The sequence below is a fragment of the Caulobacter sp. GW821-FHT09B11 genome, assembly GCF_059418205.1.
On the sequence record NZ_JBWKPK010000004.1, the window covers coordinates 151934 to 177266 of the forward strand.

Genomic DNA, 25333 nt, shown 5'->3' on the forward strand with positions numbered 1-25333 from the left:
TGCCTTATCCGGCTGGCAGGTACATGGGCATGGAGTCTTCCCAAAGACTGTCGGTCAGCAGGCGCTTGCCCGTGCCGTCGGCGTTCATGACCATGATCTGGCCGTAGGGCTGGAACGTGTTGTCATAGAGCGCGGCCTCCTCGCGGAAGCCGTACATGCCGGTGCTGAACAGGATGCAGCCGTCGGCGCTCCAGACGGCGTGGCCGTCGTTGCCGCGGTTGGTGGTCAGGCGCTGCAGGTCCGAGCCGTCGGGCCGGATCGTGAAGACGTCGAAGTTCACCGCATCGACTTTTCGCGTGAAGACGATGCGCTTGCCGTCCGGCGACCAGAACGGAAGGTTGTCGTAGCCGGTGGTCAGCACCCGGATCTGGCGGGTGTCGAGATTGATGATCCGCAGGCCCTTCTCGCTCTCGCCCCAGACCCGGAAGACGATCTCCTTGCCGTCGGCCGAGTAGCTGGGGAAGCCCGAATGGATCGCGCCGTCGGTCAGGGGCTCGTAGTCGGCCCCATCGGCGCGCACCCGCATCAGGGTGGCCTTGCCCTTGGCGCGTTCCTGGAACCAGACGCCCATGCCGAAGGTCAGCCACTGGCCGTCGGGCGACCAGCCCGGCATGAAGGCGCCGGCCAGGCCCTTCTTCAGCAGCACCGGGTCCAGCCCCTTGCCCGCGACGTCGAACACCACGCGGCGGTTCGAACCGTCGCGGTTCATCGTCACCAGCGAGGAATTGCCCTGCTGCTTTTCGGTGATCGCCAGGACGCCGTCCTTGGAGACGACCGGGAAGACGTCGGTGTGCAGGTAGTCGAACTTCGGGTCCCAGCTGTAGAGCGGCTTGAACTGGCCCCGGGCCTTGAAACCGACCTTCTCGTAGATGACGCTTTTGCCGTCGGGCGACCAGACGGGCGAGCGCACCACGCGCTTGACCGGAGCCTCGCCGTCGGTGGTGTAGAGCCCCTCTTCCGGCCCGCCCTTGCGCTGATAGGCGACGACGTCGTTGGCCAGGAACTGCGGGAAGAGCTTGAAGCCCGGACCCGAGGTCAGCTCGACGCGCGCGCCGGTGACCACATCGACCGAGACGATCTGGGAGGTGACGCCGCCGACGGTGTCGGGGCGGCGGGTGAACCAGGTATCCTCGGTGGTCAGTTCGTAGAAGGCTACCCGCTTGCCGTCCGGCGACCACTTGGGAGAGCCCAGGCAGTAGCCGGGCCTGGAGGCGATGCGGCGGAAGCCCTTGCCGTCGACGCCGATGACGTAGATTGACAGTTCCTGGGTGTGCTCCCAGCCCTTGCCCTCGTGATGGCCGCGCCAGTCGGTGTTGCGGTCGGACGAGAAGGCGATCCATTTGCCGTCCGGCGACCAGGAAGGGCGGAAGAAGCCGTTGGGCAGACTGGGATCGCCCTGCACCTCGGGCGCGCCGGTCAGGTTGGTCAGACGCCTGGTCTTCAGGTCCAGGATCCAGACGTTGGCGACGTAGCCCTGACGGGTCGAGACGAAGGCCAGGCGCGTACCGTCCGGCGACAGTTCGCCGGAGTCGTCTACCGCCGAGCCGACGACCAGCGGCTGAATGTTCGAGCCGTCGAGATTGGCGCGGAAGAGGTCCGACTGGCCGTCGCCGTTGCGCTCGGACGTGAAGACCACCGACCTGCCGTCGGCGCTGAAGCTGGCGTGATAGTCGAACACCGAGCTGGACAGCAGCTTGCGCTCGTTGGAGCCGTCGGCGTCGGCGATGTAGAGCTCGGACGACGAAGGCCCGATGCGGTTCATCAGCATCACGCCCTTCGACGACGCGGGCCTGGCCGCCGCGGCCATCGCCTTGCCCGCCATCAACGCGGCCGGAACAGCGGCGAGGAAGTGTCGGCGATCCATGGTTTCCTCCTGGTGCGCGCCGCCTGTCACGCGGCGGCTTGGTCTTGGTTGGACGGCGTCGGCTCCGTCTTCTTGTTCTTCCAGGCTAAGCCGGAGAAAGGCCCGGCGTGTCGATCAGATTTGCGTCCGCCCCGATCCATTTCGGCGCGAGACGTCCTCTACCTGGGCGGATTCGAAGGTCCGCGCCCGGCGAAGGGCCGGGAACCACCAGGCCCAGAGGCCGGTGACGATGATCGCCCCCACGCCACCGAACACCACGGCCGGGACCGGCCCAACGGCGGCGGCGAGGAACCCCGACTCCGCCTCGCCCAGTTCGTTGGAGGCCGAGATGAACAGCGACGACACCGCCGCCACCCGTCCCCGCATCGCGTCGGGCGTCGACAGCTGGATCAGCGACTGGCGGACATAGACCGACAGCATGTCGGCCGCGCCCAGCACCGCCAGGCAGGCCAGCGACAGCGGCAGCCAGCGCGACAGGCCGAAGACCACGGTGGCGACGCCGAAGACCGCGACGGAGACCAGCATCTTGACCCCGACGTCGTTCTTCAGCGGCCGCCACGAAAACAGTAGCGCCGTGGCCATGGCCCCGGCCGCCGGGGCGGCGCGCAGGTGGCCCAGCCCCTCCGGCCCCACATGCAGGATGTCGCGGGCGAAGATCGGCAGCATGGCCGTGGCCCCGCCCAGCAGCACGGCGAACAGGTCCAGCGAGATCGCCCCCAGCACCAGCTTGTTGGCGCGCACGTAGGACAGGCCCTCGATCATCAGCTTCCAGGGCTTTCGCGGCGGGCCGATCGTGCGGGCGGCGGGGCGCACCAGCAGCATGCAGGCCAGCGACAGGGCGAACAGCAGCGCGCTGGCGACATAGGGAACGGGCGGCGACCAGGCGTAGAGATAACCGCCGGCGGCCGGACCGAGGATCGAACCGACCCGGCCCGCGATCGCGTTGGTGGCGATGGCCAGGGGCAGCACCTCGGGCGGCACGATGTTGGGGCCCAGGGCGTTGAGCGCCGGCGTGGAGAACGCCCGCGCCACGCCCAGGAACGCCGCCACCACGAGCAGGGCCGGAATCGTCGCACCGCCCGACCAGGTCAGCCAGCCCAGGGCGACGGCGCACAGCAATTGCAGCGAGGTGGTGAGGCAGACGATCAGCCGGCGATCGTAGCGGTCGGCCGCCCAGCCCGTGACCAGGGTCAGGACGAACAGCGGCGCGAACTGGGCCAGGCCCACGAAGCCCAGCTGAAGCGCGGCGTCCTTGGTGTCCATGGTGGCGCGCGCCAGGTCGTAGACCTGCCAGCCGACGACGATGACCAGGATGTTCTGGGCCAGGACCGAACACATCCGCGCCGTCCAGAAATAGCGGAAGCTGGCGAACGCGAAGGGGTGGCGCGGCTGGGCCATCGGATACTCCTCGCCGCGAACGGACGGCGACGTCGCGCACCTTTAGCGCCGCTTGGCCCGCGCGGTCACGCCAGGAGCGTCCTTGCACACAGAACCGATAACCGGCGCCCCGTACCAAGGACGGCTACGGGAGGAGCCAGGACCATGACCACGGGCGCGGAAGCCGCCGTGCGGATGCTGCAGCACCACGGCGTCAAGCACATCTTCGGCCTGTGCGGCGACACCAGCCTGCCGTTCTATGACGCCCTGGCGCGGCTGGATCACGGCATGGAGCACGTGCTGACCCGCGACGAGCGCAGCGCCGCCTACATGGCCGACGCCTATGCCCGGGTGACCGGCAAGGTCGGGGTCTGCGAAGGCCCCAGCGGCGGCGGGGCGACCTACATCCTGCCCGGCGTGGTCGAGGCCAACGAGTCGTCGATCGCCCTGCTGTCGATCACTTCCGACGTGCCGGTGACCGCGCGCGGCCGCTATCCGCTGACCGAGCTCGACCAGAAGGCCTTGTTTCGGCCGCTGACCAAGTGGAACACCGTGGTCGATCACGTCGGCCAGATCCCGCACGTCTTCCGCACCGCCTTCCGCGCGGCGACCACCGGCCGTCCGGGCGCGACCCACATCGGCCTGCCCTACGACCTGCAGAAGCAGAGCTGCGACTTCGATCTCTGGGCCCAGGCCGAACACGGATCCTTCCCCGCCTTCAGGACCGGACCTTCGCCCGACCTGGTGACGGCCGCCGCCGAGGTGATGCTGGCGGCGAAGCGGCCGGTGTTCGGGGTCGGCGGCGGCGTGATCATCTCGGGCGCCGGCGCCGAACTGGCGGCCCTGGCGACCTTGCTCGACGCGCCTATCGCCTCGACCGTCAGCGGCCACGGCGCGATCGCCGACGACCATCCGCTGGCCGTCGGCGTGGTCGGGGCCAATGGCGGCGTCGACCAGACGCGGGAGGTGGTGGCCGGCGCCGACACGGTGATTTTTGTCGGCTGCCGCGCCGGCTCGACCACCACAGAGCACGGCGAGGTCCCGGGCCGCGACGTGCCGATCGTCCATATCGACGTCGACCCGATGGTGGTCGGCGCCAACTATCGCGTCGAGGCCGGGCTGGTCGGCGACGCGCGCCTGTGCCTGGCCGCGCTGGGCGCCGAGGTCGCCCGCCGGCTGGACGGCCATGCGCGCGACACCGGCGCGGCAGAGCGGCTGAAAGCCATGCGCCGGGCCAAACGCGCCCGGTTCGAAGCCCTGGCCCGCTCCAACGACCGCCCGATCCGCCCTGAGCGCGTGCTGGCCGCATTGCAGGCCGCCCTGCCCCGCGACGGGATCATCGTCGCCGACCCCGGCACGCCCTGCCCCTATTTCTCCGGCTATTTCGATTTCAACGTCACGGGTCGGCGGTTCATCACCAACCGGGCCCACGGCGCGCTTGGCTTTTCGCTGCCCGCCTCGATCGGCGCGGCCTACGGCGCGCCCCTTTCCAAGGTGGTGGCGGTGATGGGCGACGGCAGCTTCGGCTTCGCGGTCGGCGAGCTGGAGACCATCGTCCGCAAGCGGCTGCCGATCACCCTGATCGTGTTCTCCAATTCCTCGTACGGCTGGATCAAGGCCAGCCAGAAGAGCGGCTATAGCGAGCGCTACTTCTCGGTCGATTTCGGCCGCTCCGACCACGCCCGCATCGCCAAGGCCTTCGGGTTGAAGGCCTGGTCGGTCTCGGATCCGGCCGAACTGGACGGCGTGGTCCGCGCCGCCCTGGCCTGCGACGGCCCCACTCTGATCGACGTGATCTCCCAGCCGTTGGAAGAGTCCGCCGTTCCTGTCAGCCGCTGGATGGGCTGACGGAAACACGGCCGGTCCGCGCCGCGCTGGACCCAGGTCAGGCCAGTCCATGCAAGAACGCCGCCGGCTACGGCCAGGCAAAGGCTACGCCCTGGCGATCCGCCGCGGGCTTGAATAGCCTGTGCTTCCCGACATCCACACGATGTGGCCATGCACGACCTGACCGACGCAGTCCGCCAAGGCCTGGACCTTTCCGCGACGATCGGCCTGACGGTCATGATCCATGCGGATGATGATCCAGCCGATCTCACGATCGACGACTGGCCGACCATGAGATCGGCGGTGAAGGCCCGGCGGCGCGAATTCCTGTGGGGCCGGCATTGTGCGCGGCGTTCGCTGGTCGCCGCCGGCGGCGACGGCCAGGCGCAGCTGTCGGTGGAACCGGATCGCCGGCCGCGATGGCCCGAAGGCTGGGCCGGATCGATCACCCATGCCGACGGGATCGCCGCCGCCGTCGCCGGCCGCGCGGACCGCCATCCCTGGCTGGGGCTCGACGTCGAGGCGCTCGCGGCGATGCCGCATCTGGATGAGATCGGCCCGCTGGTGGCCACGGCCGCCGAGCGCGCCAGGCTGCGGAGCGCCCAGGACATGCTGGCGCTGTTCTCGGCCAAGGAAGCGCTGTTCAAGGCGCTGCTGCCGGGCCGCGTGCTGGGGTTCGAGGCGGCAGAACTGGTGGCGGCGGACAATCGGCGGCTTATCCTTCGTCTCACCCTGGACTGGAGCGCTCGGTGGCCGGCCGGCGCCGAGATCCCGGTGCGCCGGCTCGTGGCCGATCGCTGGATCTTCACGGCCGCCACGCCCGACTAGCCGTGTTTAGTCGCCGGAGCCTTCCGACAGCTCCGCGATCATCTCCCTGTGGCGGGTCGTCATGCGCTCGCCGAAGCGCTGCTGATAGGCCGCGACGAAGGCCGGGGCCGAGGTCAGGAACGGCAGGTCGCTGGAGACCATGTTGCGGATCACCAGCATGGGAATGTCGCTGACCAGCGGCCGGAACGCCGGGTTCCAGAGACCAGGACTGTCAGGCGGCCGATTGTGGAACTGGCCGATCATCATCCCCTGCTCGACGAAGGACGGCTTCAGCGCCGCCTGCGGTCCGTCGATCAGCCGCGCCAGATCGTCGTCGGCGATGTCCGGGAACAGGATCAGGAAGGTCTTGTACTGCGCCAGCGGCCCCTCGCGCGGCTCCATGGACGTGAACCAGTCGCGGTAGCGCGCGACCAGGTCGGCGATCTCGTCGGGGGAAAGCGCGTCGCCGCGCCGGACCGTGCAGAAGAACGTCGAGGCCGCCAGCGCGCGCGGCACGAACGGGCAGACCAGGCCCGCCCGGCCAAGTTCCGGATGGGGCTGGGCCAGATAACCCTTGGCCCAGGCGACGGCCGACCTGGCCGCGTCGAGGTCCGAGGCGGCGACGCCCTCGACGGCCTCGCGCCCCAGATCATCGACGTCCAGCAGCCAGCAGGCGGGATCGGCGTCGAAGACATGCATGGCTTACTCCCTAAAGACGGTGAGGCGGATGGGTCAGGCGGCGAGATCGGCGCGCCTCTGCAGCGCGTCCTTGTCGAGGATCACCGGTTCGGGGATCGCGTCGGGCAGCTCGGTCTCGAGCCGGCGCAACGGGCGGTAGGCCAGGGCCGCGCCCGTCAGGAGCAGCGAGGCCAGGCCCGCCAGCACCATGAGCGGCCCCTCCCCGCGTCCGACGCCGAACAGTGGCGTCAGCCAGTGGTCGACCAGCAGGCCGGCGGCCAAGGCGCCCAGGGGCATCAGGCAGCGCGCCAGCATCTGGTTGGCGGCCAGCACCCGCCCCTGCAACTCCAGCCCGACCTTCAGCTGGATCAGCGACAGCCAGTGGGCGTTGATCAGGGCGGTGCAGAAGCCGACGCCCAGCATGCCGGCCGCGGCCAGCGGCAGGCTGGGACGCAGGCCCATGATCACCGCCGACACCCCGAACAACGCCACGAAGCCGATCATCGCCGGCGCCCGTCGGCGCGCTCCGCCCCAAAGGCTCATGACCAGCGATCCGACCAGCAGGCCCAGCCCGTTCATCGCCAGCACCAGGCCGAGCTTGGCCGGGCCGGCGAACCCGGTGACCATAGGCGTCACCAGCACGTTGACGACGCTGGCCAGGCCGTTTCCGGCCGCGAAGAAGAGCATCAGGCCCACCATGCCCGGTCGCCGCAGCACGTACCGCCACCCCTCCGTCACCTCGCGCACGAAAGGCTCCTCGCGACGCTTGAAGAGACCGTTGGGGAAGCGCACCAGGGCGAGCGCCGCCAGGGCCAGGGCGTAGGTCGCGACGTCGATCACCAGGATCGTCCGCAGGCCCAGCATCGCCAGCAGCAGGCCGCCGCAGACCTGGGCCAGGATCAGGCCCGAGGCGCCGCCCAGCTGGGCGAAGCCGTTGGCGCGACCCAGGTGGTGTTTGGGCGTCAGCTGGGCGATCGCCGCCGCATAGGCCGGCTGCCGGAACGCCGCCGCCACCGAGCCGAGCGCCGCCACGCCGTACATCGCCTCGACGCCGAGGCGTCCGGTCCAGGCCAGGATGGCCGCGCCCGCCGCCGTGGCCAGGGCCAGGAGGTCGCAGGCCATCATGATCCGCCGGCGGTCCCAGCGGTCGGCCGCCGCCCCGGCCAGGGGCAGCATCAGGATGCCCGGCGCCAGCCCCACGGCCACCATGGTCGAGAACTGTCCGGCGTGATGGGTCTGCTGGTAGAGCCAGACCCCCAGCGCGAAGGTCGTCAGGCCCGAACCGATCAGGGAGACGATCTGGCCCAGCGAGACCACGAGGAAGGTCGTCAGGCTGCGCTCGGCGGGGGCGGCGGCGGCGGGCGCGGCGGCGGTCGGCCGTCCCTGCGTCCCGGGTTCGGCGGCGCGCCAGCGGGCCATCTGGTCGGCCCCGATGGCGGCCAGTTCCCTGGCCTGGTGCTTCTGGAAGAAGTGGCCGGCGCCGGGGATCGTGCGCAGCTCGACCGACGACGCGAAGCGCCGCCACTCGCCGACGGTCTCGGCGTGGAATTCCGTGGCGCGGTCCTTCTCGCCGACCACGCAAGCCAGCGGCGCGGCCAGCCGGTAGGCGGCCGGATCGCGATAGACGCTGGTGTAGAAGCGTTCGGCCTCGCGCCCGTCGTGGCGCATGTTGCGGACCAGGAAGCGCAGCTCCGCCTCGTCCTCGTCGCCCTGGGCGCCGCCGGTCAGCACCAGGCCGTCGAGGATCGAGCGGGTCGACATCAGCGTATCGGTCGGCATGACCTTGCCCAGGAGGTCGAACAGAGCGCCCTTCAACCGGGGCATCGGGAACGCCCCGCCGACCATCACGCCGACCAGGTCGGCGCCGCGCCGCTCAAGTTCCTGGCCGATGGCGACGGCCATGGCCGCGCCCAGGCAGTGGCCATAAAGCAGGATCGGCCCCTCGATCCGGTCCAGCACCTCGTCGGCGCAGCGCTGGACCACCCGGTCGAACGGCTCCAGCGGCTCGTCGGGGCGCGCATAGTCGTGGCCCGGCAGGTCCACGGCGTAGAGCGCGTGACCCGTCGGAACCTGCTCGGCCAGGGCCAAGTACGAAATCGCCCCGCCGCCGCCGAACGGCGCGCAGACCCAGGAGACGCCGCCCGCGCTCGCCGCGTGCGGCGTCAGCCGATGCAGCAGGTTGCGCGTCGTCCCGGCCTGAGCGCGCGCGCCGCGCAGCAGGCCCGCCAGCCCCTCGACCGTCGGATGCTGGAAGAGGTCCATGACGCTGACCCCGGCGCCCAGGGCCCGGACCACGCGCACGGCCTTGAAGGAGTCGCCGCCAAGGTCGAAGAAATTGTCGGTGACGCCGAAAGCCGCCAAGCCCAGCACGTCGCGCCAGACGGACGCCACGGCGGTTTCGATCTCATCGCGCGGGCCGATAGCGTCTCCCTCGGAAGGAGTAATCATCGCCGTGGCGGCCGGCGGCGGCAGGGCCTGGCGGTCGAGCTTGCCGTTGGCGTTCAGCGGTAGGCGCTCAAGTACGACGTAGGTGGCCGGCGCCATGTAGTCGGGCAGCGCCGCCTTCAGCAGCTCTCTCCCCTCGGCGATGGCCATCGCGGCGTCCCCGCCCGCCTCCAGGACCAGATAGGCCACGATCCGGCGATCGCCGGGCGCGTCCTCACGAACCACGGCCCGGGCCTCGCGGATGCCGGCCACCGACGCCAGCAAGGCTTCGATCTCGCCGGTCTCGATGCGGTAGCCGCGGATCTTCACCTGGTGGTCCAGGCGGCCGAGGAACTCCAGGCTCCCGTCGGCGGCCAGGCGCACGCGGTCGCCAGTGCGGTAGAGCCGCCCGCCCGGCGCGCCGAACGGATCGGGGATGAAGCGCTCGGCCGTCAGGTCGGGACGGCCGTGATAGCCCCGCGCCACGCCGACGCCCCCGATATGGAGCTCGCCCGGAACGCCGACCGGCGCGGGTCGGCCCGACGCGTCCAACACGTGGGCCTGCACGCCCGCCAGCGGCCGCCCCAGCGCGACCACGCGACCGCATCGATCGGACGGGATTTCGCAGGCCAGGGCCGCGACACTGGTCTCGGTCGGGCCATAGTGGTTCTGGATGCGCAGGTCCGGCCGAGCCGTGCGCACGGCCTCGACCAGCGGCCAGGGCAGCGCCTCGCCGGCGAAGACCAGCAGCCGCTCGGGCAGGACCCCGGCCAGGTCGCCCATCGAGGCCAGGCTCTCGACGTGGCTGGGCACCAGCTTGAGCACGTCGAGGCGGTGGCGGCGCACATAGTCGGCGAAGGCGATCGGGTCGGCGGCGCGCTCGCGCGACAGCACGTGCAGCGTCCCGCCCGTGCACAGCGCCCCATAGACCATGGTGCTGCCGAGGTCGGCGGCGAAGGTGGTCGCCAGGCCGAAGCTCGCCCGCTCGCCCGGCGCCATCCGCGCCAGGATCTCGGCGAGATAGTTGGCGTAGCCGCCGTGCTCGACGGCAACGGCCTTGGGCCGCCCGGTCGAGCCGGACGTGTAGAGCAGATACATCAGCCGGCGCGGATGCCGCGCCGGCGTCGCCGGCCGCCTGGCCAAGGCCTCTTCGTCGTCCAGGAGGACCAGGCCGCAGGCCAGGTCGGCGGAAAGATCGGCGGCCAGGGCGTGCTCGGTGATCAGGACGTCGGCCTGGGCGTCCTCGAGCATGAAGCGCACCCGGTCCGGCGGATAGGCCGGATCGATCGGCGCATAGGCCGCGCCGGCCTTCAGCACGGCCAGCATGGCGACCAGCGGCCCGAGTCCGCGCTCCAGGAAGACGCCGACGCGGGCTTCCGGTCCTATGCCGCGCTCGATCAGGGCGTGGGCCAGACGGTTGGCGCGGGCCTCAAGCGCGCCATAGGTCAGGCGGTCGGCCTCGAACACCGCCGCCAGCGCCCCCGGCGCGCGGTCGGCCCAAGCCTCGAACAAGGTCAGCACATCGACGCCCGGTTCGATGCGCGGCGGCGCGCGCAAAGCCGCCCGGGCCGCCTCGTCGACGGGGGTCAGCAGCGAAATCGCGGCCAGCGGCGCGTCCGGCGCCGACGCCATGCCGATCACCAGCCGCTCAAAGTGGGCGAGAATCCGCTCGGCGGCGGCCTTGTCGAAAAGTTCGGCGTCATAGGTCAGGGCGCCGGCGATCGGCGCTCCCTCCCCGAGTTCGTCGATCGACAGGCTGAGATCGAACTTGCTGGCGCCGGGATCGACGAAGGTCTCGACGACGCTCACGCCCGGAAACGCGAGCGCGGCGCGCGGGGCGTTGTTGACCGTCAGCATGACCTGGAAGATCGGCGAGTGATCAGGTCGCCGCTCCGGGGCCAGGGCCTCGACCAGTCGCTCGAACGGCGCGTCCTGGTGCTCGGCGCCGGCCAGCATCTCCTCGCGGGCCTGGGCCAGAAACTGGCGCACGGTCATGCCCGGGCCGGCGGTCAGGCGCAGGGCGACGGTGTTGACGAAGCAGCCGATCAGGCCCTCGAGCTCCGGACGATCACGGCCGGCGACCGGCGCGCCCAGCACCACGTCGTCCTGGCCCGCATAGCGCTGGCACAGCGCCGCAAGCGCGGCGACCAGCGTCGTCGCCACCGTGACGCCGGCCTCGCGGCTCAACCGTCGCACCGCCTCCGAAGCGGCAGCCGAAAAGGCGAATGGCGAGGTCGCCCCGCGCGAGCCCCGCACCGCCGGACGCAGCGCCTCGGTGGGCAGCTCCAGCAGCCCCGGCGCCCCGGCCAGTCGCGCCCGCCTGGCTTCCAGCGCTCGCAGCACGTGCGGCGCATCCGCCCCGGCCTCGCGCCAGGCGGCGTAGTCGGCGAACTGGATCGGCGGCGCAGGGAGCGTGCGGCCGGCATAGAGCGCGGACAGCTCGTTCAGCAGCACGCCCATCGACCAGCCGTCGGCGGCGATGTGGTGAAGCGTCAGCAGCAGCATGGCCTCGTCGTCGCCGACGCGCCACAGCCGCGCGCGCAGCGGCGGATCGGCGGCGAGATGGAACGGGCGGCGCGCTTCCTCCGCCAGACGCGCCTCGGCTTGCGCCTCGCTGCAGGCCTCGACCTTCAGCACGGCCGCTGGCGGCGGCTGCACGATCGCGCGAGGAGCGCCGTCGTCGTCGGCATAGACCGTGCGCAGGATCTCGTGCCGCGCGGCGACCGCCGCCAGCGCCCGGTCGAGCGTCTCCGCCGACAGGGGTCCAGACAGGCGGAAGGCCACGGGAATGTTGTAGGCCGCGCCGCCCGGCTCCCACTGGTCCAGGAACCAGAGCCGCCGCTGGGCCGAGGTCAGGAGCGTCGGCGCGCCCTCGGGACGGACGGGAATAGCGGACGGCGGCGCGGTCGGGGCGGCGCGCGCCTGTTCGAGGCGCTGGCGCAGCAGCTCCTGGCGGGCGTCGGCGGGGCTGAGGGCGTCTGTCATGCGGGGATCACGCGGGGGTCGGGGCCAGTTGCGGCGCGGCGGTCAGTTCGGCGTCGATCTGCGCCAGGATGGCGTCCTCGACCCGCAGGGCGAGGCCGGCGATGGTCGGAGCCTCGAACAGCGCCCGCACCGAAAGCTCGATCTCGAACCGGCGGCGGGCGCGGGCGACGACCTGGGCGGCGAGGATCGACTGGCCGCCCAGGGCGAAGAAGTCGTCCTCCACCCCCACGCCGCGTCCGAGCACCTCGGTCCAGATTTCGGCCAGGATCTCCTCGGTCAGGGTGCGCGGCGCGACCGGCTCGGCGGACCCGCCGTCGGGGCGCGGCAGGGCCTTGCGGTCGATCTTGCCGTTCGGCGTGCGGGGAAAGTCCGGCAGCGCCAGGATCGCCGAGGGGACCATCGCCTCGGAAAGACGCTCGCGCAGATGGGCGCGAAGGTCCGGGGGCGCCTGTTCGGGCGCCCAGAGCACATAGGCAAGGATCCGGCCGGCGGCCCCCTCCCCGTCGATCAGGACCAGCGCGTCCCGCACCGCCGGGTGGGCGCGCAGGACCGTCTCGATCTCGCCCAGTTCGATGCGCACGCCGCGCACCTTCACCTGGTCGTCGGTGCGGGCCACATAGGCCAACGCGCCGTCGGCTCGCCGGAGGCCCAGGTCGCCGGTGCGATAGAGCCGCGCCCCGGGCGGCCCGAACGGGCTCAGGACGAAGCGCTCGGCCGTCAGGTCCGGCCGTCCCAGATAGCCGCGGGCGAGCCCGGCGCCGCCGATGCACAGCTCGCCCAGCACGCCGGGCGGAACCGGCCGCAGGGCCGCGTCGAGCACGTGGACCTCGACATTGTCGATCGCGTCTCCGAGCGGCGGCGCGCCGCCCCCCGCCGCGCAGACGGCCATGGTCGCGCAGATCGTCGCCTCGGTCGGTCCATAGGCGTTGACGAAGCGCCGGCCGGGCCCGGCCCAGCGGTCCACAAGTTCGGCCGAGCACGCCTCGCCGCCGGCGATCACCGAGCGCAGGGCCGGCAGGTCCTCGGCGGGCATGCCGGCCAGCACGGAGGCGGGCAGCACGATCACGCTGACCGCCTGGTCGCGCAGGAATCTCGTCAGGACCTCGCCGCCGACCGCCTCTTCCGGCCGCAGCACCAGCGTCGCCCCCGTGGCCAAGGTCATCAGCACGTCGGAAATCGAGACGTCGAAACCGAAGGAGACGAACTGCAGCACACGGCTGTCAGGCCGAACCTCGAAGCCCGCGATCTTGGCGTCGACCAGGTTGCGCAGGGCGCGATGGCCGACCTCGACGCCCTTGGGCCGTCCGGTCGAGCCGGAGGTGTAGATCACATAGGCCCGATCGTCGGGGCCGGAGACGCCTTCGGGCGGCGTCGCCGGAAAGTCCGCGGTCTCGGCTTCGAGGGCGTCCCAGGCGAAGGCTCGGGCGCCGATGGGCTCGGCCAGGGCGTCCAGCCGCCCGGCCTGGGCGCCGTCGCCGACCAGCACCGCGGGCCTGGCGTCGCCGATCATGTAGTCCAGCCGTGCGTCCGGCAGCGTCGGGTCCAGCGGCAGATAGGTCCCCCCCGCCTTCATCACCGCCAGCAGGCCGCACACGAGATCGGGCCCCCGCGCCATCAGCAGGCCGACCGGCGTCTCGCGCCCGACGCCCAGCCGTCGCAGGCCATGGGCGATCCGGTTGGCCCGCGCCTCCAGTGCGCCATAGCTGACCTCCCCGCCCGTCCAGGCGACCGCCGGGGCGTCGGGCGCAAGGGCGGCCCGGGCCGAGACCAGCGCGTGGCAGGGCTCGGCGCCGATCGGCCGGACCGCGCCCCTACCCTGATCGAGCAACGCCGCCGCCTCGTCCGCCGCCAGCATCGGCAGGTCGGCGATCGCCGTCTCCGGCGCGGCTGCGGCCGAGGCCAGGAACGCCAGGAAGTGGTCCATCATCCGCTCGGCCGTGGACGGCTCGAACAGTTCGAGATCGTATTCCAGCGACAGCCGCGGCCCGACGGCGGGATGGTCAAGCACCAGGGTGAGGTCGAAGCGGGCCCGGTCAATCGGCAGCTCGCCGTCGAAGGTCAGCGTCTGGTCGCGGCCCAGCGTACGCGCCTGCGCCTTCGGTTGCGCCGCCAGCATGGTCTGGAACAGCGGCGCGGCGGCCAGGCTCCGGCTGGCGCCTGCTCCCGCGGCGATGTCGCCGAAGGGCAGCTCGGCGTTGGGATAGGCCGCCAGGCTTAGGGCCTTGGCCCGGTCGAGCAGCGTGCTCAGGCAAGGACGTCCCGAAAGGTCCATATGCAGCGGCAGCGTATTGACGAAATAGCCGATCAGGCCCTGCGCCTCGGCCGTGGCGCGCAGCGCGAACGGCGAGCCGACCACCACCTCCGACTGGCCGGCATAGCGGCCCAGCCATCCGCTCCAGGCGGCCAGCAACCCCATGAACAGGGTCGCGCGGCGACCGCGACAGAGCGCCGACAGACCATCGAGCACCGCGACGGGCGCGGGGCGGACCAGGGTTCGGCCGCGACGGGCCGATCGCAGGGGACGCGGCCGGTCGGACGGCAGGGTCAGGGTCGGCGGCGCGTCGCCCAGGTGCTCGCGCCACCAGTCCAGCATGGCCGCCCGCCGATGATCGGCGAGCGCGCGGCGTTCGGCGTCGACCGCATCGGCGATCCGCCCGACGGGCGCGAGCTCGAGGCCGGCGTACGCCGCCGCCAGATCCGCCGTCAGGATGTCGATCGAGGCGCCGTCGAAGACGATGTGATGGGCGACGACCAGCAGTTGGCGCCGGACCGGCGAGAGCCGCAGCAGAAGCAGCCGCGCCAGCGGCGCGACGGCCAGGTCGAACGGCGCCTCGGCGAAGGCCTGCTGCCGGGCGCGGGCCGCGGCCTCCGGATCGGCGGCTGTCTCGACGCTCTCGACGACCAGTTCCGGCCCGCCGTCCGGCTGGACCAGGGCGACCGGCCGATCGTCGATCTCGACGTAGCGGGTGCGAAACGCCTCATGGCGCCGCGCGATCTCGGCGACGGCCCGCCGCAGGACCGCCTCATCGACGGGACCGTCGAGACGAAACCTCAAGGCCGTGTTGTACAGCGTCGGCGGTCCGCCCAGTTGCTCGATGAACCAGAGCCGCTCCTCGGCGAAGGAGAGCGGTCGTTGAAGCGGTGACGAGGAACTCATCTGACCGGCGATCTCCGGAACGGTTGGCGCGGCGATGGCGGGATCACAGGCTCACGGCCTGGACGGTGGCGGGCGCATGCCCCGCGGCCAGTCTGCGAATGGCCTCGATCAGGTCGGCGATCGTTTCCGCGTGAAACACCACGCCCAGCGGCAGGTCGACGCCGAAGGCCTCGCGCACCCGGACGCACAGCTTCATGGCGACCAGGGAATCGGCGCCCTGGTCGAAGAGGTTGGCCGTCGAAGAAAGCACGGCGTCCGGCAGCAGGGCCCCAAGCAGCGCCAGCACCCCGGCCGCCAGCGGATCCGTCCCCGCGTCGTCCGCCGCGCCCGAACCGGCCTGGGCCAGGGCGAGGGCCTCGAGCGCCCGGCGGTCCACCTTGCCGTTGAGGGTCAGGGGCAGGATCGGCAGGAAGGCCAGTCGGCGCGGGACCATGTAGGCCGGCAGCGCCTGGCCGAGACGCCGCCTGGCGGCCTCCTCGATGCGCACGGCGCTCTCGTCGGCGTCGATGGCGCAGAAGGCGGCGAGATAGGACGCTTCCGGGGTGCGGACGCAGACGACGCAGGCGTCGGCGATCGCATCGTCCTGGCGAAGGCAGGTCTCGATTTCCGTCAGTTCGACGCGGAAGCCGTTGATCTTGACCTGGCCGTCGATGCGCCCCCCGAACCGGAACACCCCCGCCGCGTCGCGCCGGCCGAAGTCGCCGGACCGGTAGAACCGCTCACCCGGCGCGGCGGGGTTCGAGACGAAGCGATCGGCCGTACGCAACGGATCGTGCAGATAGGACCGGGCCAGGCCGATGCCGCCGATCAGGATCTCGCCCTCCTCGCCGTCGGCCACGGGACGCCACTCGGCGTCCACGATCAGCGCCGTGGCGCCCCGCACCAGCGCGCCGATCGGGACGGGATCCTCGACCTCCTGGGGTCGGGTCATCACGTGGCAGTGGGAAAAGGTGGTGGCCTCGGTCGGTCCGTAGCCGTTGACCAGCCGCCGCCCGCCAAGGTCGAGATAGAGCTTCGCCGACCGGGGCGAAATGACGTCTCCACCGGCCAGCAGCACGCGCAGCCGCGCGGCCAGCCGCGCCAGTTCCGAGCGGCCAAAGGCGTTGAAGACGCCCGTGGTGACCAGCATCACGGTGACGTCCCGCGCTTCCACAAGGTCGCAGAGTTGCCCGATCGACCAGCCCGGCGGCGCGACGACCAGCCGGGCCCGGTTCAGCAGCGCGCCCCAGATCTCGAAGGTCGCGCCGTCGAAGGCGATCGACATGGTGTGTGCGATGACGTCGTCAGGCTCAAGGCCGCTATAGTCGGCGCCCTCTATCAGGTTCAGCACCCCGGCGTGTGTGATCTCGACCCCCTTGGGTTCGCCGGTCGACCCTGAGGTGTAGATCACCATCGCGACCGCCTCCGGCGCGACGGAGACCGGTTCGAATTGGGCTTCGCCCGCCGCTTCCAGATCAACCGTGATGGTCGCGCGCGCCAGCGTCGCCTCGGCCTTGGCCCCGGGACAAGTCAGCAGAATCTCGATGCCGGCGTGGCGCGCCTGGGCTTCCCGTCGCGACGGAGGCGCCGAGGGATCGAACGGCAGATAGGCAGCGCCGGCCTTGACGACCGACAGCATGGCCACGACGGCCTCGATCGAGCGATCCATCAGAACCCCGACGCGCGCGCCCAGCGCGACGCCCTCGCCGACCAGTCGCGCGGCATGGAGATCCGACAGCCGGTCGAGCTCCGAATAGGTCAGCCCCCGGTCGCCATCGACGATCGCCAGGCTGTCGGCGCTCCTGGACGCCGCTTCACGATACGCATCGACCAAAGACCGCCCAGGAACACTGTCGCCCATTCGAACCGCCACCCACCGGCCCGCTCCCGAAACGCATGCGTCATCGTCGTCGCAGCGCTGCTTGGCGCTGCGACCGGGCCTTTCGGCCAGCATTTCTCGGGATCGGAAACTAGAAGCTGGTCAACGCTAAACCCAAGATTTAACCACTGACAAGTGTATTTCTTGAGATTCTATTCCAAGCTACATGCGTAACGACGAAACTCCGTGCTACTGCGCCCATGAAGCGGGCGAGCCCCTACAAGCCAAGTGCTGCCCCCTGGCGCAGCCTCTCGGGTATCGTCGTGGTCTCCTCGGTCAGGTTCCTGGGCTCAGTGGGTCGTGACGGAAGGAAATCCCGCCGGCCCGAGATACTCTGACGTATATGCCGTCACGGTCAGCGGCCTCGTAGATTTTTGCCCTTGGTTTCAGGCCTTTAAGCTTCCCGTCAGCCGCACCGCCAAACGAAAAGAGCGCCGGCGATCGCCAGCGCTCTTTGTTGAACGAAACTACTTTTATTTCAGAGCCTTACAGCGAAATCCCAATCACCTCGGAATGTCGCTGAACGACCTTCCGTCACTCCCACTCGATCGTGCCGGGGGGCTTGCTGGTCACGTCGTAGACGACGCGGTTGACGCCTCGGACCTCGTTGATGATCCGGGTGGCGGTCTTGCCGAGGATTTCCCAGGGGAATTCGAAGAAGTCGGCGGTCATGCCGTCGGTCGAGGTGACCGCGCGCAGGGCCAGGACGTTCTCGTAGGTGCGGGCGTCGCCCATGACGCCGACGGTCTTCACCGGAAGCAGCACGGCGAAGGCCTGCCAGATCTTGTCGTAGAGGCCGGCGTTGCGGATCTCTTCGAGGTAGATGGCGTCGGCGTCCTGCAGGACCTTGACCTTCTCGGGCGTAATCTCGCCGGGGATGCGGATGGCCAGGCCCGGGCCCGGGAACGGGTGGCGGCCGACGAAGGCGGGGGCCAGGCCCAGCTCGACGCCCAGGGCGCGGACCTCGTCCTTGAAGAGCTCGCGCAGCGGCTCGACCAGCTTCAGCTTCATGTAGTCGGGCAGGCCGCCGACGTTGTGGTGGCTCTTGATCACGGCCGACGGGCCGCCGCGGGCCGAAACGCTCTCGACGACGTCAGGGTAGAGCGTGCCCTGGGCCAGGAACGCAGCGCCGTCGATCTTGGCGGCTTCCCTGTCGAAGACCTCGATGAACAGGCGGCCGATGGTCTTGCGCTTGGTCTCGGGGTCGGAAACGCCGGCCAGTTCGCCCAGGAACAGGTCGCCGGCGTCCACGTGGACCAGCGGGATGTTGTAGTGGTCACGGAACAGGGTGACGACCTGGTCGGCCTCGTTCTTACGAAGAAGACCCGTGTCGACGAAGACGCAGGTCAGCTGGTCGCCGATCGCTTCGTGGATCAGCACGGCGGCCACCGAGCTGTCGACGCCGCCCGACAGGCCGCAGATCACCTTGCCGTCGCCGACCTGGTCGCGGATCTTCTGGACCATCTCTTGGCGGAAGGCCGCCATGGTCCAGTCGCCCTTCAGGCCGGCCAGGGCCAGGAAGTTCTTGTAGATCTGGGGACCGTTGACGGTGTGGTAGACCTCGGGATGGAACTGCAGCGCGTAGATCTTCTTGTCGTCGTTGGCGATGGCGGCGAAGGGCGCGCCGTTCGAAGTGCCCACGACTTCGAAGCCTTCGGGGATGGCGGTGACGCGGTCGCCATGGCTCATCCAGACGGTTTCCAGCTCGCCCACCCCGGCCAGGCCCTGGAACAGCGGGCTGGTCTTGCCGATGGTCAGTTCGGCGCGGCCGAACTCGCCGGCGTGGCCGCCCTCGACCTTGCCGCCCAGAACGTCGCACAGCAGTTGCTGGCCGTAGCAGATGGCCAGCAGCGGCAGGCCCAGATCAAACAGCTTGCGGCCGATGCGGGGGCTGTCGGCCTCCAGCACGCTGGCCGGGCCGCCCGACAGGATGATCGCCGAAGGCTTGTAATCGTCGACCAGCGCTTCGGCCTTGTCGAACGGATGGATCTCGCAATAGACGCCGGCCTCGCGCACCCGGCGCGCGATCAGCTGGGTCACCTGGCTGCCGAAGTCGACGATCAGGACGCGCTGGTGGTGGGTTTCGGTGGTCATCGGGCGGGTCTCCAGCGTGTCGTTCGGCAGATCAGGGGGCGTAGGTGGAGCGCTGCAGCACGGCGGCGAAGAAGCCGTCCGTACCGGCGCGGTGCGGGGTCAGGCGCAGATAGCCTTCCGGGGTCACGTGGGTGACGCCGTCGAGGGCGATCGGCTTGACGGTGAATTCGGGGTGGCGCTCGAGGAAGGCCGCCACGCGATCCTCGTTCTCCTCGGCAAGCAGCGAGCAGGTGACGTAGACCATGCGGCCGCCGGCCTTCACGAAGGTCGAGGCGTCCTCGATGACGCTGTCCTGCTCGATCTGGCGCTTGGCCAGCTGGTCGGGCGACAGGCGCCATTTCGCATCGGGATGGCGGCGCCAGGTGCCGGCGCCGGTGCAGGGGGCATCGACGAAGACGACGTCGATCTTGCCTTCCAGGCCCTTGAGCGGCTGGGCCTCGATCGGCGAGCGGATCTGCAGGTTGCGGACCCCTGCCCTCTGGCCGCGACGGATGGTGTCGGCCAGGCGGCGGGCGTCGCTGTCGTGGGCGAAGATCTGGCCGCTGTTGCCCATGGCGGCCGCGAGCGCGAGCGTCTTGCCCCCGCCGCCGGCGCAGAAGTCGAGCACCTGCTTGCCCTTGACCTCGCCGGCCACGGCGGCGGCGATCTGCGAGCCCAGGTCCTGGACCTCGAACCAGCCCTTGGAGAAGGCCGGCACGGCCTCGACCGACGGCGTGCGGTCGGCGGCGGCCGGCGCGGGAATGCGGAAGGCCGTGGGCAGGATGCCCGCCGGGGCGGCGTTGATCGGGGCCAGGGCCTTGGCGCCGCGCTCGGCGTCGGTCTTCAGGGTGTTGATGCGCAGGTCGACAGGCGCGCGTTCGGACAGGGCCGCCATCTCGGCGGCCTGGTCGACGCCCAGGGCGCGAGCCAGGTGCGGTTCCAGCCAGTCGGGATAGTCGCCGGCCACCGGCGCGGGCGCGCCGTCCAGCGAGACGGGATCCTTCAGGCGGGCCTGTTCGGTCTCGGAGAGCGCGCCGAAGCCGTGCTCTTCCGAGGCCGCCTCGGCGATACGCTCGGCCGGCCACTTCCAGACGAAGGCCAGCACGCCGAGCACGACGCCGCGCGCGGCGGGATCGCCCATCGCCCAGCCCAGCGAACGCTTGCGGCGCAGGGCGTCGAGCACCAGGCCCGAGACGAAGGCCCGGTCCTTGGAGCCGGCGTAGCGCGCGGCCTCGCCCCAGCGCTTGAGCGCCATCTTCACCGGAAAATGCCGCGTCTCGATCTCGGTCAGAACCTCGATCGCCGCGGAAACCCGTCCTCCGTCACGCATGTGAGCTATATCACCAAGGCCAGGAGAACGAGGCCCAGGCCCGCCATCGAGGCGACCCAGACCAGGCTGCGAACGACCGGCACGCCGAACGCATAGAGAAAGATGTAGACCGCCCGGGCGCCGACATAGAGCGCGGTTCCGACGGCGGTCAGCGCGCCGAGCCGGCCGCCCAGATAGGCGACCAGCACGGCGGCGACGAAGAACGCGAAGGTCTCGCGAAAGTTGGCGAACGCCCGTTCGAGACGGCCCGCCATGCCGGTCAGCACGACGGGGGTCTCGCGGGAGCCGACATTCCACTTCAAGCCGCGCTGGGGCTGGGCCGCCGCGCTGGCCCACAGCAGGTGGACCAGCCCGATGACGACCGCGGCCGCCAGCATCTTCAGCTCGAAGGCCATCTGCATGGCCTAGACCGCGCTCGGATAGTTCGGAGCTTCGCGCGTGATCATCACGTCGTGGACGTGGCTTTCACGCAGGCCCGCGCCCGTGATCCGCACGAAGCGCGCGCGCTCCTGCAGGTCTTGGATCGTGGCCGCGCCGACATAGCCCATGGCGGCGCGCAGGCCGCCGACCAGCTGGTGCAGAACCGGCGAGATCGGACCCTTGAACGGGGTCTGGCCCTCGATGCCTTCCGGCACCAGCTTGAAGCTGTCGGTCACTTCCTTCTGGAAGTAGCGGTCGGCCGAGCCACGGGCCATGGCGCCCACCGAGCCCATGCCGCGATAGCTCTTGTACGAGCGACCCTGGTACAGGAACACCTCGCCGGGCGCCTCTTCGGTGCCGGCGAACATCGAGCCCATCATGGCGGTCGAAGCGCCCGCGGCGATGGCCTTGGCCAGGTCGCCCGAGAACTTGATGCCGCCGTCGGCGATCACCGGCACGCCGCTCTCGCGACCGGCGCGGACGGCTTCCATGATCGCGGTCAGCTGCGGCACGCCCACGCCCGCGACGATGCGGGTGGTGCAGATCGAGCCGGGACCAATGCCCACCTTCACCGCGTCGGCGCCGGCGTCGATCAGGGCGCGGGCGGCGTCGTAGGTGGCGATGTTGCCGGCCACGATCTGGACACGGTTGGCTTCGCGCTTCAGGCGCGAGACCGCCGCGGCGACCTGGCTGGAGTGGCCGTGGGCGGTGTCGATGACGACGACGTCGACGCCGGCGTCAACCAGGCCCATCGAGCGCTCGAAGCCGGCGTCGCCGACGGTCGAGGCCGCGCCGACCAGCAGGCGGCCCTTGTCGTCCTTGGCGGCCAGGGGGTGAGCCTGGGCCTTCTCGATGTCCTTCACCGTGATCAGGCCGACGGCGCGGTAGGCATCGTCGACGACGATCAGGCGTTCGATCTTGTGCTTGCGCAGCAGCTCGCGGGCTTCGCGGCTATCGACGCCCTCGCCCACCGTGATCAGGTTCTCTCGGGTCATCAGCGCCGAGGCCGGGACGCTGGCGTCGCCCTCGAAGCGCATGTCGCGGTTAGTCAGGATGCCGACCAGCTTGCCCGTCTCGCGCTCGACCACGGGGAAGCCCGAGATCTTGCGGCGGGCCGTGATCTCGCGGACCTCGGCCAGGGTGGTGTCGGGGTTGATGGTCAGCGGATTGATGACCATGCCGCTTTCGTACCGCTTCACCTCGCGGACGTGGTCGGCCTGCTCCTCATTGGAGAGGTTGCGGTGCAGGATGCCCAGGCCGCCGGCCTGCGCCATGGCGATGGCGAGGCGGCTTTCGGTGACCGTGTCCATGGCGGCGGACACGAGCGGGATGTTCAGACTGATTTCACGCGTGAACTTGGTCTCGGTCGTCACTTGCGTCGGCATGACGTCGGACGGACCAGGTTCGAGCAAAACGTCGTCGAAGGTGAGCCCTTCGCGAATCTCCATCGGATTCTCCATTTTGCGGCGCGGGTATAGTCGCGAGGCGGGCGTTTGTCGAGGCATGGAGAGCGCGATTTCGCGACTCCCACCCTGCCCTCTTCCAGTTTGCCGGTGGCCGCCCAATAATAGATATTGCCGACAAAGGAGAGTTCCGGATGGCCATCAGTGTCGATTTGGGTCCGCAACTCGAAGCCGTGGTCGGCGAACTGATCGAAAAGGGCCGATACGGCTCGAAGAGCGAGGTGCTCCGCGAAGGGGTTCGGCTCGTTCAGGAGCGCGAGGCCCGGCTGGCGGCGTTCTACGCAGCCGTCGATGCGGGGCTGGCGGAAGCCGAAGCCGGGCTTACGGTCTCGATGGAAGAGGCCTTCGGCCAAGTCGAGGCCGAACTCGACCTGTTGCTGGCGCGCCCATCCGGCTTTGCCGAGGAATGAAGACCCGGCTCACTCCGCTCTCCATCCGAGATCTCAAGGACATAGCTCGCTGGATAGCCGCCGACAGACCCAACGCCGCAAAGAAGGTCGTCGCGAAGCTGAAGGCGGCCTGCGTGAACTTGGCCGATCATCCTTACGCCCATCCATTGCTGGCCGACCGCGAGGATAAAGGTGTGCGACGGATGCCGCTGGGCCGCTACGCGATCTGCTATCGCGTCCTGTCGGGCAGCGTGGAAATCCTGCGCATACTGGACAGTGCGCAAGACATCACGGCGCACCTGTAGCCCCTACCGCCCCTTGAACCCCGTCGCCACGAGGAAGACCTCGGAGCTGTCCTGACGGCTGGCCTTGGGCTTGAAGTGCTGGACCTTCTCGAAGTTCTTCTTCAGCCGGGCGATGACCTCGGAGGTCTCGCCGCCCTGGAAGGCCTTGGCGACGAAGGCGCCGCCGGGACGCAGGGTCTCGATGGCGAACTCCGCTCCGATCTCGATCAGGCCGACGATGCGCAGGTGGTCGGTCTCGCGGTGGCCGACGGTGTTGGGAGCCATGTCCGACATGACGAGGTCCGGCGCGCCGCCCAGCAGCTCGAGCAGCTTGGGCGGACAGGCAGGATCCGTGAAGTCCATCTCGATGATGTGGGCCGGCTCGACCGGGTCGACGTGCAGCAGATCGACGCCAACCAGCTGGGTCACGCCGCGCTCGACCGCGATCTGCAGCCAGCCGCCGGGAGCGCAGCCGAGGTCGATGACGCGCGCCCCCTTCTTGAAGAAGCGGAACTTCTCGTCGATCTCGCTGATCTTGAAGGCGGCGCGGCTGCGATAGCCGAGCGCCCGGGCCTTGGCCGAGAACGGATCGTTGATCTGACGCTCCAGCCAGGCCTGCTGGCTGGGCGTGCGGCCGTCGGCGGTCTTCAGGCGCGCGGGCTTGGCGCGACCGTCGGCGTTGCCGCCCGTGGGCGGCTTGACCATCCGGCGTCTGGGGGGCTCGTCGTTCATGCGTTCACCGTTCGGGCCGAACCGGCCCCGCCGCGCCGCCGACGGCGGGGGCGCTTCTGCCGATCCGACATCAGAGACATCAGGAGCCCCTCTCTAAGCCCTCGATCGGCGACTCGCACGCGCGAACATGGCCAAAGCTCTTGAACGGCTTGAAGAATGGCCGCGCCGGCAAGGACGAGGTCGGCCCGGTCGGCGCCGATGCAGGGCTCCAGCGCCCGCTCCTTGGCGGTCAGTTGCAGCAGCCGGTCGGCCGCCGCCTCGCAGTCGGTGCGCTGCATCCACAGCCCGTCGACGACGTTGCGGTCGTAGCGCGGCAGGCCCAGATGCAGGCCCGCCAGGCTGGTGATCGCGCCCGAGGTGCCGACCAGGTGGGCCCGGCCGGCGTCGAAGGTCTTGCGCATCGGGGCGGCGTGCGGAAAGGCCGCGATCTTGGACTTCACTTCCTCGACCATGGCGCGGAACCAGCCGTCGTCGGCCCGCTCGCCCTCGGGAAAGCGCTCGGCCAGGGTGACGACGCCGATCGGGATCGACAGCCAGGCGCGGATGGGCAGCTTCCAGGCCTCGAACTGGCGCGGCTTGGCGTCGAGACCGCCGGCCTTGAGATCGACCCACGACAGCTCCGTCGAGCCGCCGCCGACATCGACCACCAGCGCCGCGTCGGCCTGGCGATCGAACAGGCTCATGCAGCCGGCGACCGAAAGCTGCGCCTCTTCGCGCGGGGTGATGATCTGGAGCCGCAGACCGGTCTCCTCGGCCACGCGGCGAACGAACTCCGTGCCGTTGGTCGCGCCGCGACAGGCCTGGGTGGCCACGGCCTTGACCCGGATGGCCTTGCGGCGGCGGATCTTCTCGGCGCAGACCTTGAGGGCGGCCATCGACCGCTCCATCGCCGCATCGGACAGCTGGCCCGTCTGGGAAAGCCCCTCGCCCAGCCGGACAATGCGGGAATAGGCCTCGACGACGCGGAATCCGCGCGGCGAAGGCGTCGCCACCAGCAGGCGGCAGTTGTTGGTTCCGAGATCGAGCGCCGCGTAGCACGGCTGCTCGCCCGGAGGCCGGCGTCGTTCCCGGCCGTCCTGGGCCTGGGATGCGCCGGGCGCTCTCGGCGCCTCCGACATGGTCTTTCCACCTTGTCTCGCAGGCGATTCGTGACGAACCGCCTCACTTCGTCGCCGACCATAGCAATCGAGTTCGCCTCTCGGAAGCATGGCGTTGCGCGACAAGGGGCGTCGTTTACGTTCAGGATTCAGTCAGGAGACTCGTCGTAATCTCTTCATCATGAACGAGAGACTCGCCAAATTCGCGATCGGCCAGATCGTCAAGCACCGCATCTTCCCTTTCCGGGGCGTGGTGTTCGACGTCGATCCCGTATTCGCCAATACGGACGAGTGGTGGGAGTCCATCCCCGAGGACATCCGGCCGTCCAAGGACCAGCCGTTCTACCACCTGCTGGCCGAGAACGACGACAACACCTACGTCGCCTATGTCTCCGAGCAGAACCTGCTGGCCGACGAGACCGGCGAGCCCGTGCACCATCCGCAAGCCGCGCTGATCTTCGAGTCCTTCGATCACGGCGCCTACAAGCTTCGCCCCCGGATTTCACACTGACGGGCATGCCTATCCGCCCGAACGGCGGTTGCGCGCAAAAATCGAACGGAACTTGCC

The 25333-nt window shown here is 70.2% G+C and carries 17 protein-coding genes; 5 read left to right on the plus strand and 12 right to left on the minus strand.

Annotation, left to right across the window (positions count from 1 at the left end):
- Positions 1 to 4 precede the first annotated feature (4 nt).
- Both AC07N1_RS04245 and AC07N1_RS04250 read right to left on the minus strand, forming a co-directional pair.
- The gene (locus AC07N1_RS04245; RefSeq protein ID WP_494670672.1) at positions 5 to 1864 is read right to left on the minus strand and encodes a hypothetical protein; all 1860 of its coding nucleotides are present in this window, start codon (positions 1862 to 1864) and stop codon (positions 5 to 7) included.
- Positions 1865 to 1978: 114 nt separating this feature from the next.
- Entirely contained in the window at positions 1979 to 3262 is a 1284-nt protein-coding gene (locus AC07N1_RS04250; RefSeq protein WP_494670673.1) for an MFS transporter, read from the minus strand.
- A gap of 144 nt (positions 3263 to 3406) precedes the next feature.
- Here AC07N1_RS04250 and AC07N1_RS04255 point away from each other — a divergent pair, with 144 nt between their 5' ends.
- Positions 3407 to 5089: a thiamine pyrophosphate-binding protein gene (locus tag AC07N1_RS04255; RefSeq protein ID WP_494670674.1), complete on the plus strand. Its 1683-nt coding sequence runs from the start codon at positions 3407 to 3409 to the stop codon at positions 5087 to 5089.
- Positions 5090 to 5239: 150 nt separating this feature from the next.
- Positions 5240 to 5896, plus strand: a complete 657-nt coding sequence (locus AC07N1_RS04260) for a 4'-phosphopantetheinyl transferase family protein (protein WP_494670675.1) — start codon at positions 5240 to 5242, stop codon at positions 5894 to 5896.
- Positions 5897 to 5902: 6 nt separating this feature from the next.
- On the opposite strand, the gene AC07N1_RS04265 is transcribed toward AC07N1_RS04260, so the two are convergent.
- The 8 genes from AC07N1_RS04265 to guaB all read right to left on the minus strand — a co-directional run bounded on the left by AC07N1_RS04265 (position 5903) and on the right by guaB (position 22248).
- The gene (locus tag AC07N1_RS04265; RefSeq protein WP_494670676.1) at positions 5903 to 6574 is read right to left on the minus strand and encodes a DUF6875 domain-containing protein; all 672 of its coding nucleotides are present in this window, start codon (positions 6572 to 6574) and stop codon (positions 5903 to 5905) included.
- Positions 6575 to 6607: 33 nt separating this feature from the next.
- Positions 6608 to 11962, minus strand: coding sequence for an amino acid adenylation domain-containing protein (locus AC07N1_RS04270; RefSeq protein ID WP_494670677.1), 5355 nt, complete (start codon positions 11960 to 11962; stop codon positions 6608 to 6610).
- 7 nt (positions 11963 to 11969) lie between these two features.
- Positions 11970 to 15119, minus strand: a complete 3150-nt coding sequence (locus tag AC07N1_RS04275; RefSeq protein WP_494670678.1) for a non-ribosomal peptide synthetase — start codon at positions 15117 to 15119, stop codon at positions 11970 to 11972.
- Positions 15120 to 15162: 43 nt separating this feature from the next.
- Complete coding sequence (locus AC07N1_RS04280; protein ID WP_494670679.1) at positions 15163 to 16959, minus strand: non-ribosomal peptide synthetase; 1797 nt, start codon at positions 16957 to 16959, stop codon at positions 15163 to 15165.
- Positions 16960 to 17511: 552 nt separating this feature from the next.
- Positions 17512 to 19071 carry a glutamine-hydrolyzing GMP synthase gene (gene guaA / locus AC07N1_RS04285; protein WP_494670680.1) on the minus strand — a complete coding sequence of 520 codons (1560 nt, stop codon included), beginning with the start codon at positions 19069 to 19071 and terminating at the stop codon, positions 17512 to 17514.
- A 31-nt stretch (positions 19072 to 19102) separates the two neighbouring features.
- Entirely contained in the window at positions 19103 to 20380 is a 1278-nt protein-coding gene (locus AC07N1_RS04290) for an RsmB/NOP family class I SAM-dependent RNA methyltransferase (RefSeq protein ID WP_494670681.1), read from the minus strand.
- 5 nt (positions 20381 to 20385) lie between these two features.
- Positions 20386 to 20781 carry an MAPEG family protein gene (locus AC07N1_RS04295; protein WP_494670682.1) on the minus strand — a complete coding sequence of 132 codons (396 nt, stop codon included), beginning with the start codon at positions 20779 to 20781 and terminating at the stop codon, positions 20386 to 20388.
- A 3-nt stretch (positions 20782 to 20784) separates the two neighbouring features.
- Positions 20785 to 22248: an IMP dehydrogenase gene (gene guaB / locus AC07N1_RS04300; RefSeq protein ID WP_494670683.1), complete on the minus strand. Its 1464-nt coding sequence runs from the start codon at positions 22246 to 22248 to the stop codon at positions 20785 to 20787.
- 149 nt (positions 22249 to 22397) lie between these two features.
- Here guaB and AC07N1_RS04305 point away from each other — a divergent pair, with 149 nt between their 5' ends.
- Both AC07N1_RS04305 and AC07N1_RS04310 read left to right on the plus strand, forming a co-directional pair.
- Complete coding sequence (locus tag AC07N1_RS04305) at positions 22398 to 22673, plus strand: type II toxin-antitoxin system ParD family antitoxin (RefSeq protein ID WP_494670684.1); 276 nt, start codon at positions 22398 to 22400, stop codon at positions 22671 to 22673.
- Positions 22670 to 22957 carry a type II toxin-antitoxin system RelE/ParE family toxin gene (locus tag AC07N1_RS04310; RefSeq protein ID WP_494670685.1) on the plus strand — a complete coding sequence of 96 codons (288 nt, stop codon included), beginning with the start codon at positions 22670 to 22672 and terminating at the stop codon, positions 22955 to 22957. Before AC07N1_RS04305 ends, AC07N1_RS04310 begins: the two co-directional genes overlap by 4 nt.
- A gap of 3 nt (positions 22958 to 22960) precedes the next feature.
- Here the strand turns inward: AC07N1_RS04310 and AC07N1_RS04315 are convergent, their stop codons facing one another.
- The gene (locus AC07N1_RS04315) at positions 22961 to 23668 is read right to left on the minus strand and encodes an RlmE family RNA methyltransferase (protein ID WP_199228478.1); all 708 of its coding nucleotides are present in this window, start codon (positions 23666 to 23668) and stop codon (positions 22961 to 22963) included.
- Positions 23665 to 24786 (minus strand): Ppx/GppA phosphatase family protein, encoded by a 1122-nt coding sequence (locus tag AC07N1_RS04320; RefSeq protein WP_110120269.1) that lies wholly within the window; start codon positions 24784 to 24786, stop codon positions 23665 to 23667. Before AC07N1_RS04320 ends, AC07N1_RS04315 begins: the two co-directional genes overlap by 4 nt.
- 160 nt (positions 24787 to 24946) lie before the next feature.
- On the opposite strand from AC07N1_RS04320, the gene hspQ reads away from it, so the two are divergent.
- Positions 24947 to 25276 carry a heat shock protein HspQ gene (hspQ, locus tag AC07N1_RS04325; RefSeq protein WP_494606580.1) on the plus strand — a complete coding sequence of 110 codons (330 nt, stop codon included), beginning with the start codon at positions 24947 to 24949 and terminating at the stop codon, positions 25274 to 25276.
- Positions 25277 to 25333: the final 57 nt, after the last annotated feature.

Coding starts and splice junctions, on each gene's coding strand:
- AC07N1_RS04245 (WP_494670672.1), bottom strand. CDS start 1,864: ATGGATCGCCGACACTTCCTCGCCGCTGTTCCGGCCGCGTTGATGGCG.
- AC07N1_RS04250 (WP_494670673.1), bottom strand. CDS start 3,262: ATGGCCCAGCCGCGCCACCCCTTCGCGTTCGCCAGCTTCCGCTATTTC.
- AC07N1_RS04255 (WP_494670674.1), top strand. CDS start 3,407: ATGACCACGGGCGCGGAAGCCGCCGTGCGGATGCTGCAGCACCACGGC.
- AC07N1_RS04260 (WP_494670675.1), top strand. CDS start 5,240: ATGCACGACCTGACCGACGCAGTCCGCCAAGGCCTGGACCTTTCCGCG.
- AC07N1_RS04265 (WP_494670676.1), bottom strand. CDS start 6,574: ATGCATGTCTTCGACGCCGATCCCGCCTGCTGGCTGCTGGACGTCGAT.
- AC07N1_RS04270 (WP_494670677.1), bottom strand. CDS start 11,962: ATGACAGACGCCCTCAGCCCCGCCGACGCCCGCCAGGAGCTGCTGCGC.
- AC07N1_RS04275 (WP_494670678.1), bottom strand. CDS start 15,119: ATGAGTTCCTCGTCACCGCTTCAACGACCGCTCTCCTTCGCCGAGGAG.
- AC07N1_RS04280 (WP_494670679.1), bottom strand. CDS start 16,959: ATGGGCGACAGTGTTCCTGGGCGGTCTTTGGTCGATGCGTATCGTGAA.
- guaA (WP_494670680.1), bottom strand. CDS start 19,071: ATGACCACCGAAACCCACCACCAGCGCGTCCTGATCGTCGACTTCGGC.
- AC07N1_RS04290 (WP_494670681.1), bottom strand. CDS start 20,380: ATGCGTGACGGAGGACGGGTTTCCGCGGCGATCGAGGTTCTGACCGAG.
- AC07N1_RS04295 (WP_494670682.1), bottom strand. CDS start 20,781: ATGCAGATGGCCTTCGAGCTGAAGATGCTGGCGGCCGCGGTCGTCATC.
- guaB (WP_494670683.1), bottom strand. CDS start 22,248: ATGGAGATTCGCGAAGGGCTCACCTTCGACGACGTTTTGCTCGAACCT.
- AC07N1_RS04305 (WP_494670684.1), top strand. CDS start 22,398: ATGGCCATCAGTGTCGATTTGGGTCCGCAACTCGAAGCCGTGGTCGGC.
- AC07N1_RS04310 (WP_494670685.1), top strand. CDS start 22,670: ATGAAGACCCGGCTCACTCCGCTCTCCATCCGAGATCTCAAGGACATA.
- AC07N1_RS04315 (WP_199228478.1), bottom strand. CDS start 23,668: ATGAACGACGAGCCCCCCAGACGCCGGATGGTCAAGCCGCCCACGGGC.
- AC07N1_RS04320 (WP_110120269.1), bottom strand. CDS start 24,786: ATGTCGGAGGCGCCGAGAGCGCCCGGCGCATCCCAGGCCCAGGACGGC.
- hspQ (WP_494606580.1), top strand. CDS start 24,947: ATGAACGAGAGACTCGCCAAATTCGCGATCGGCCAGATCGTCAAGCAC.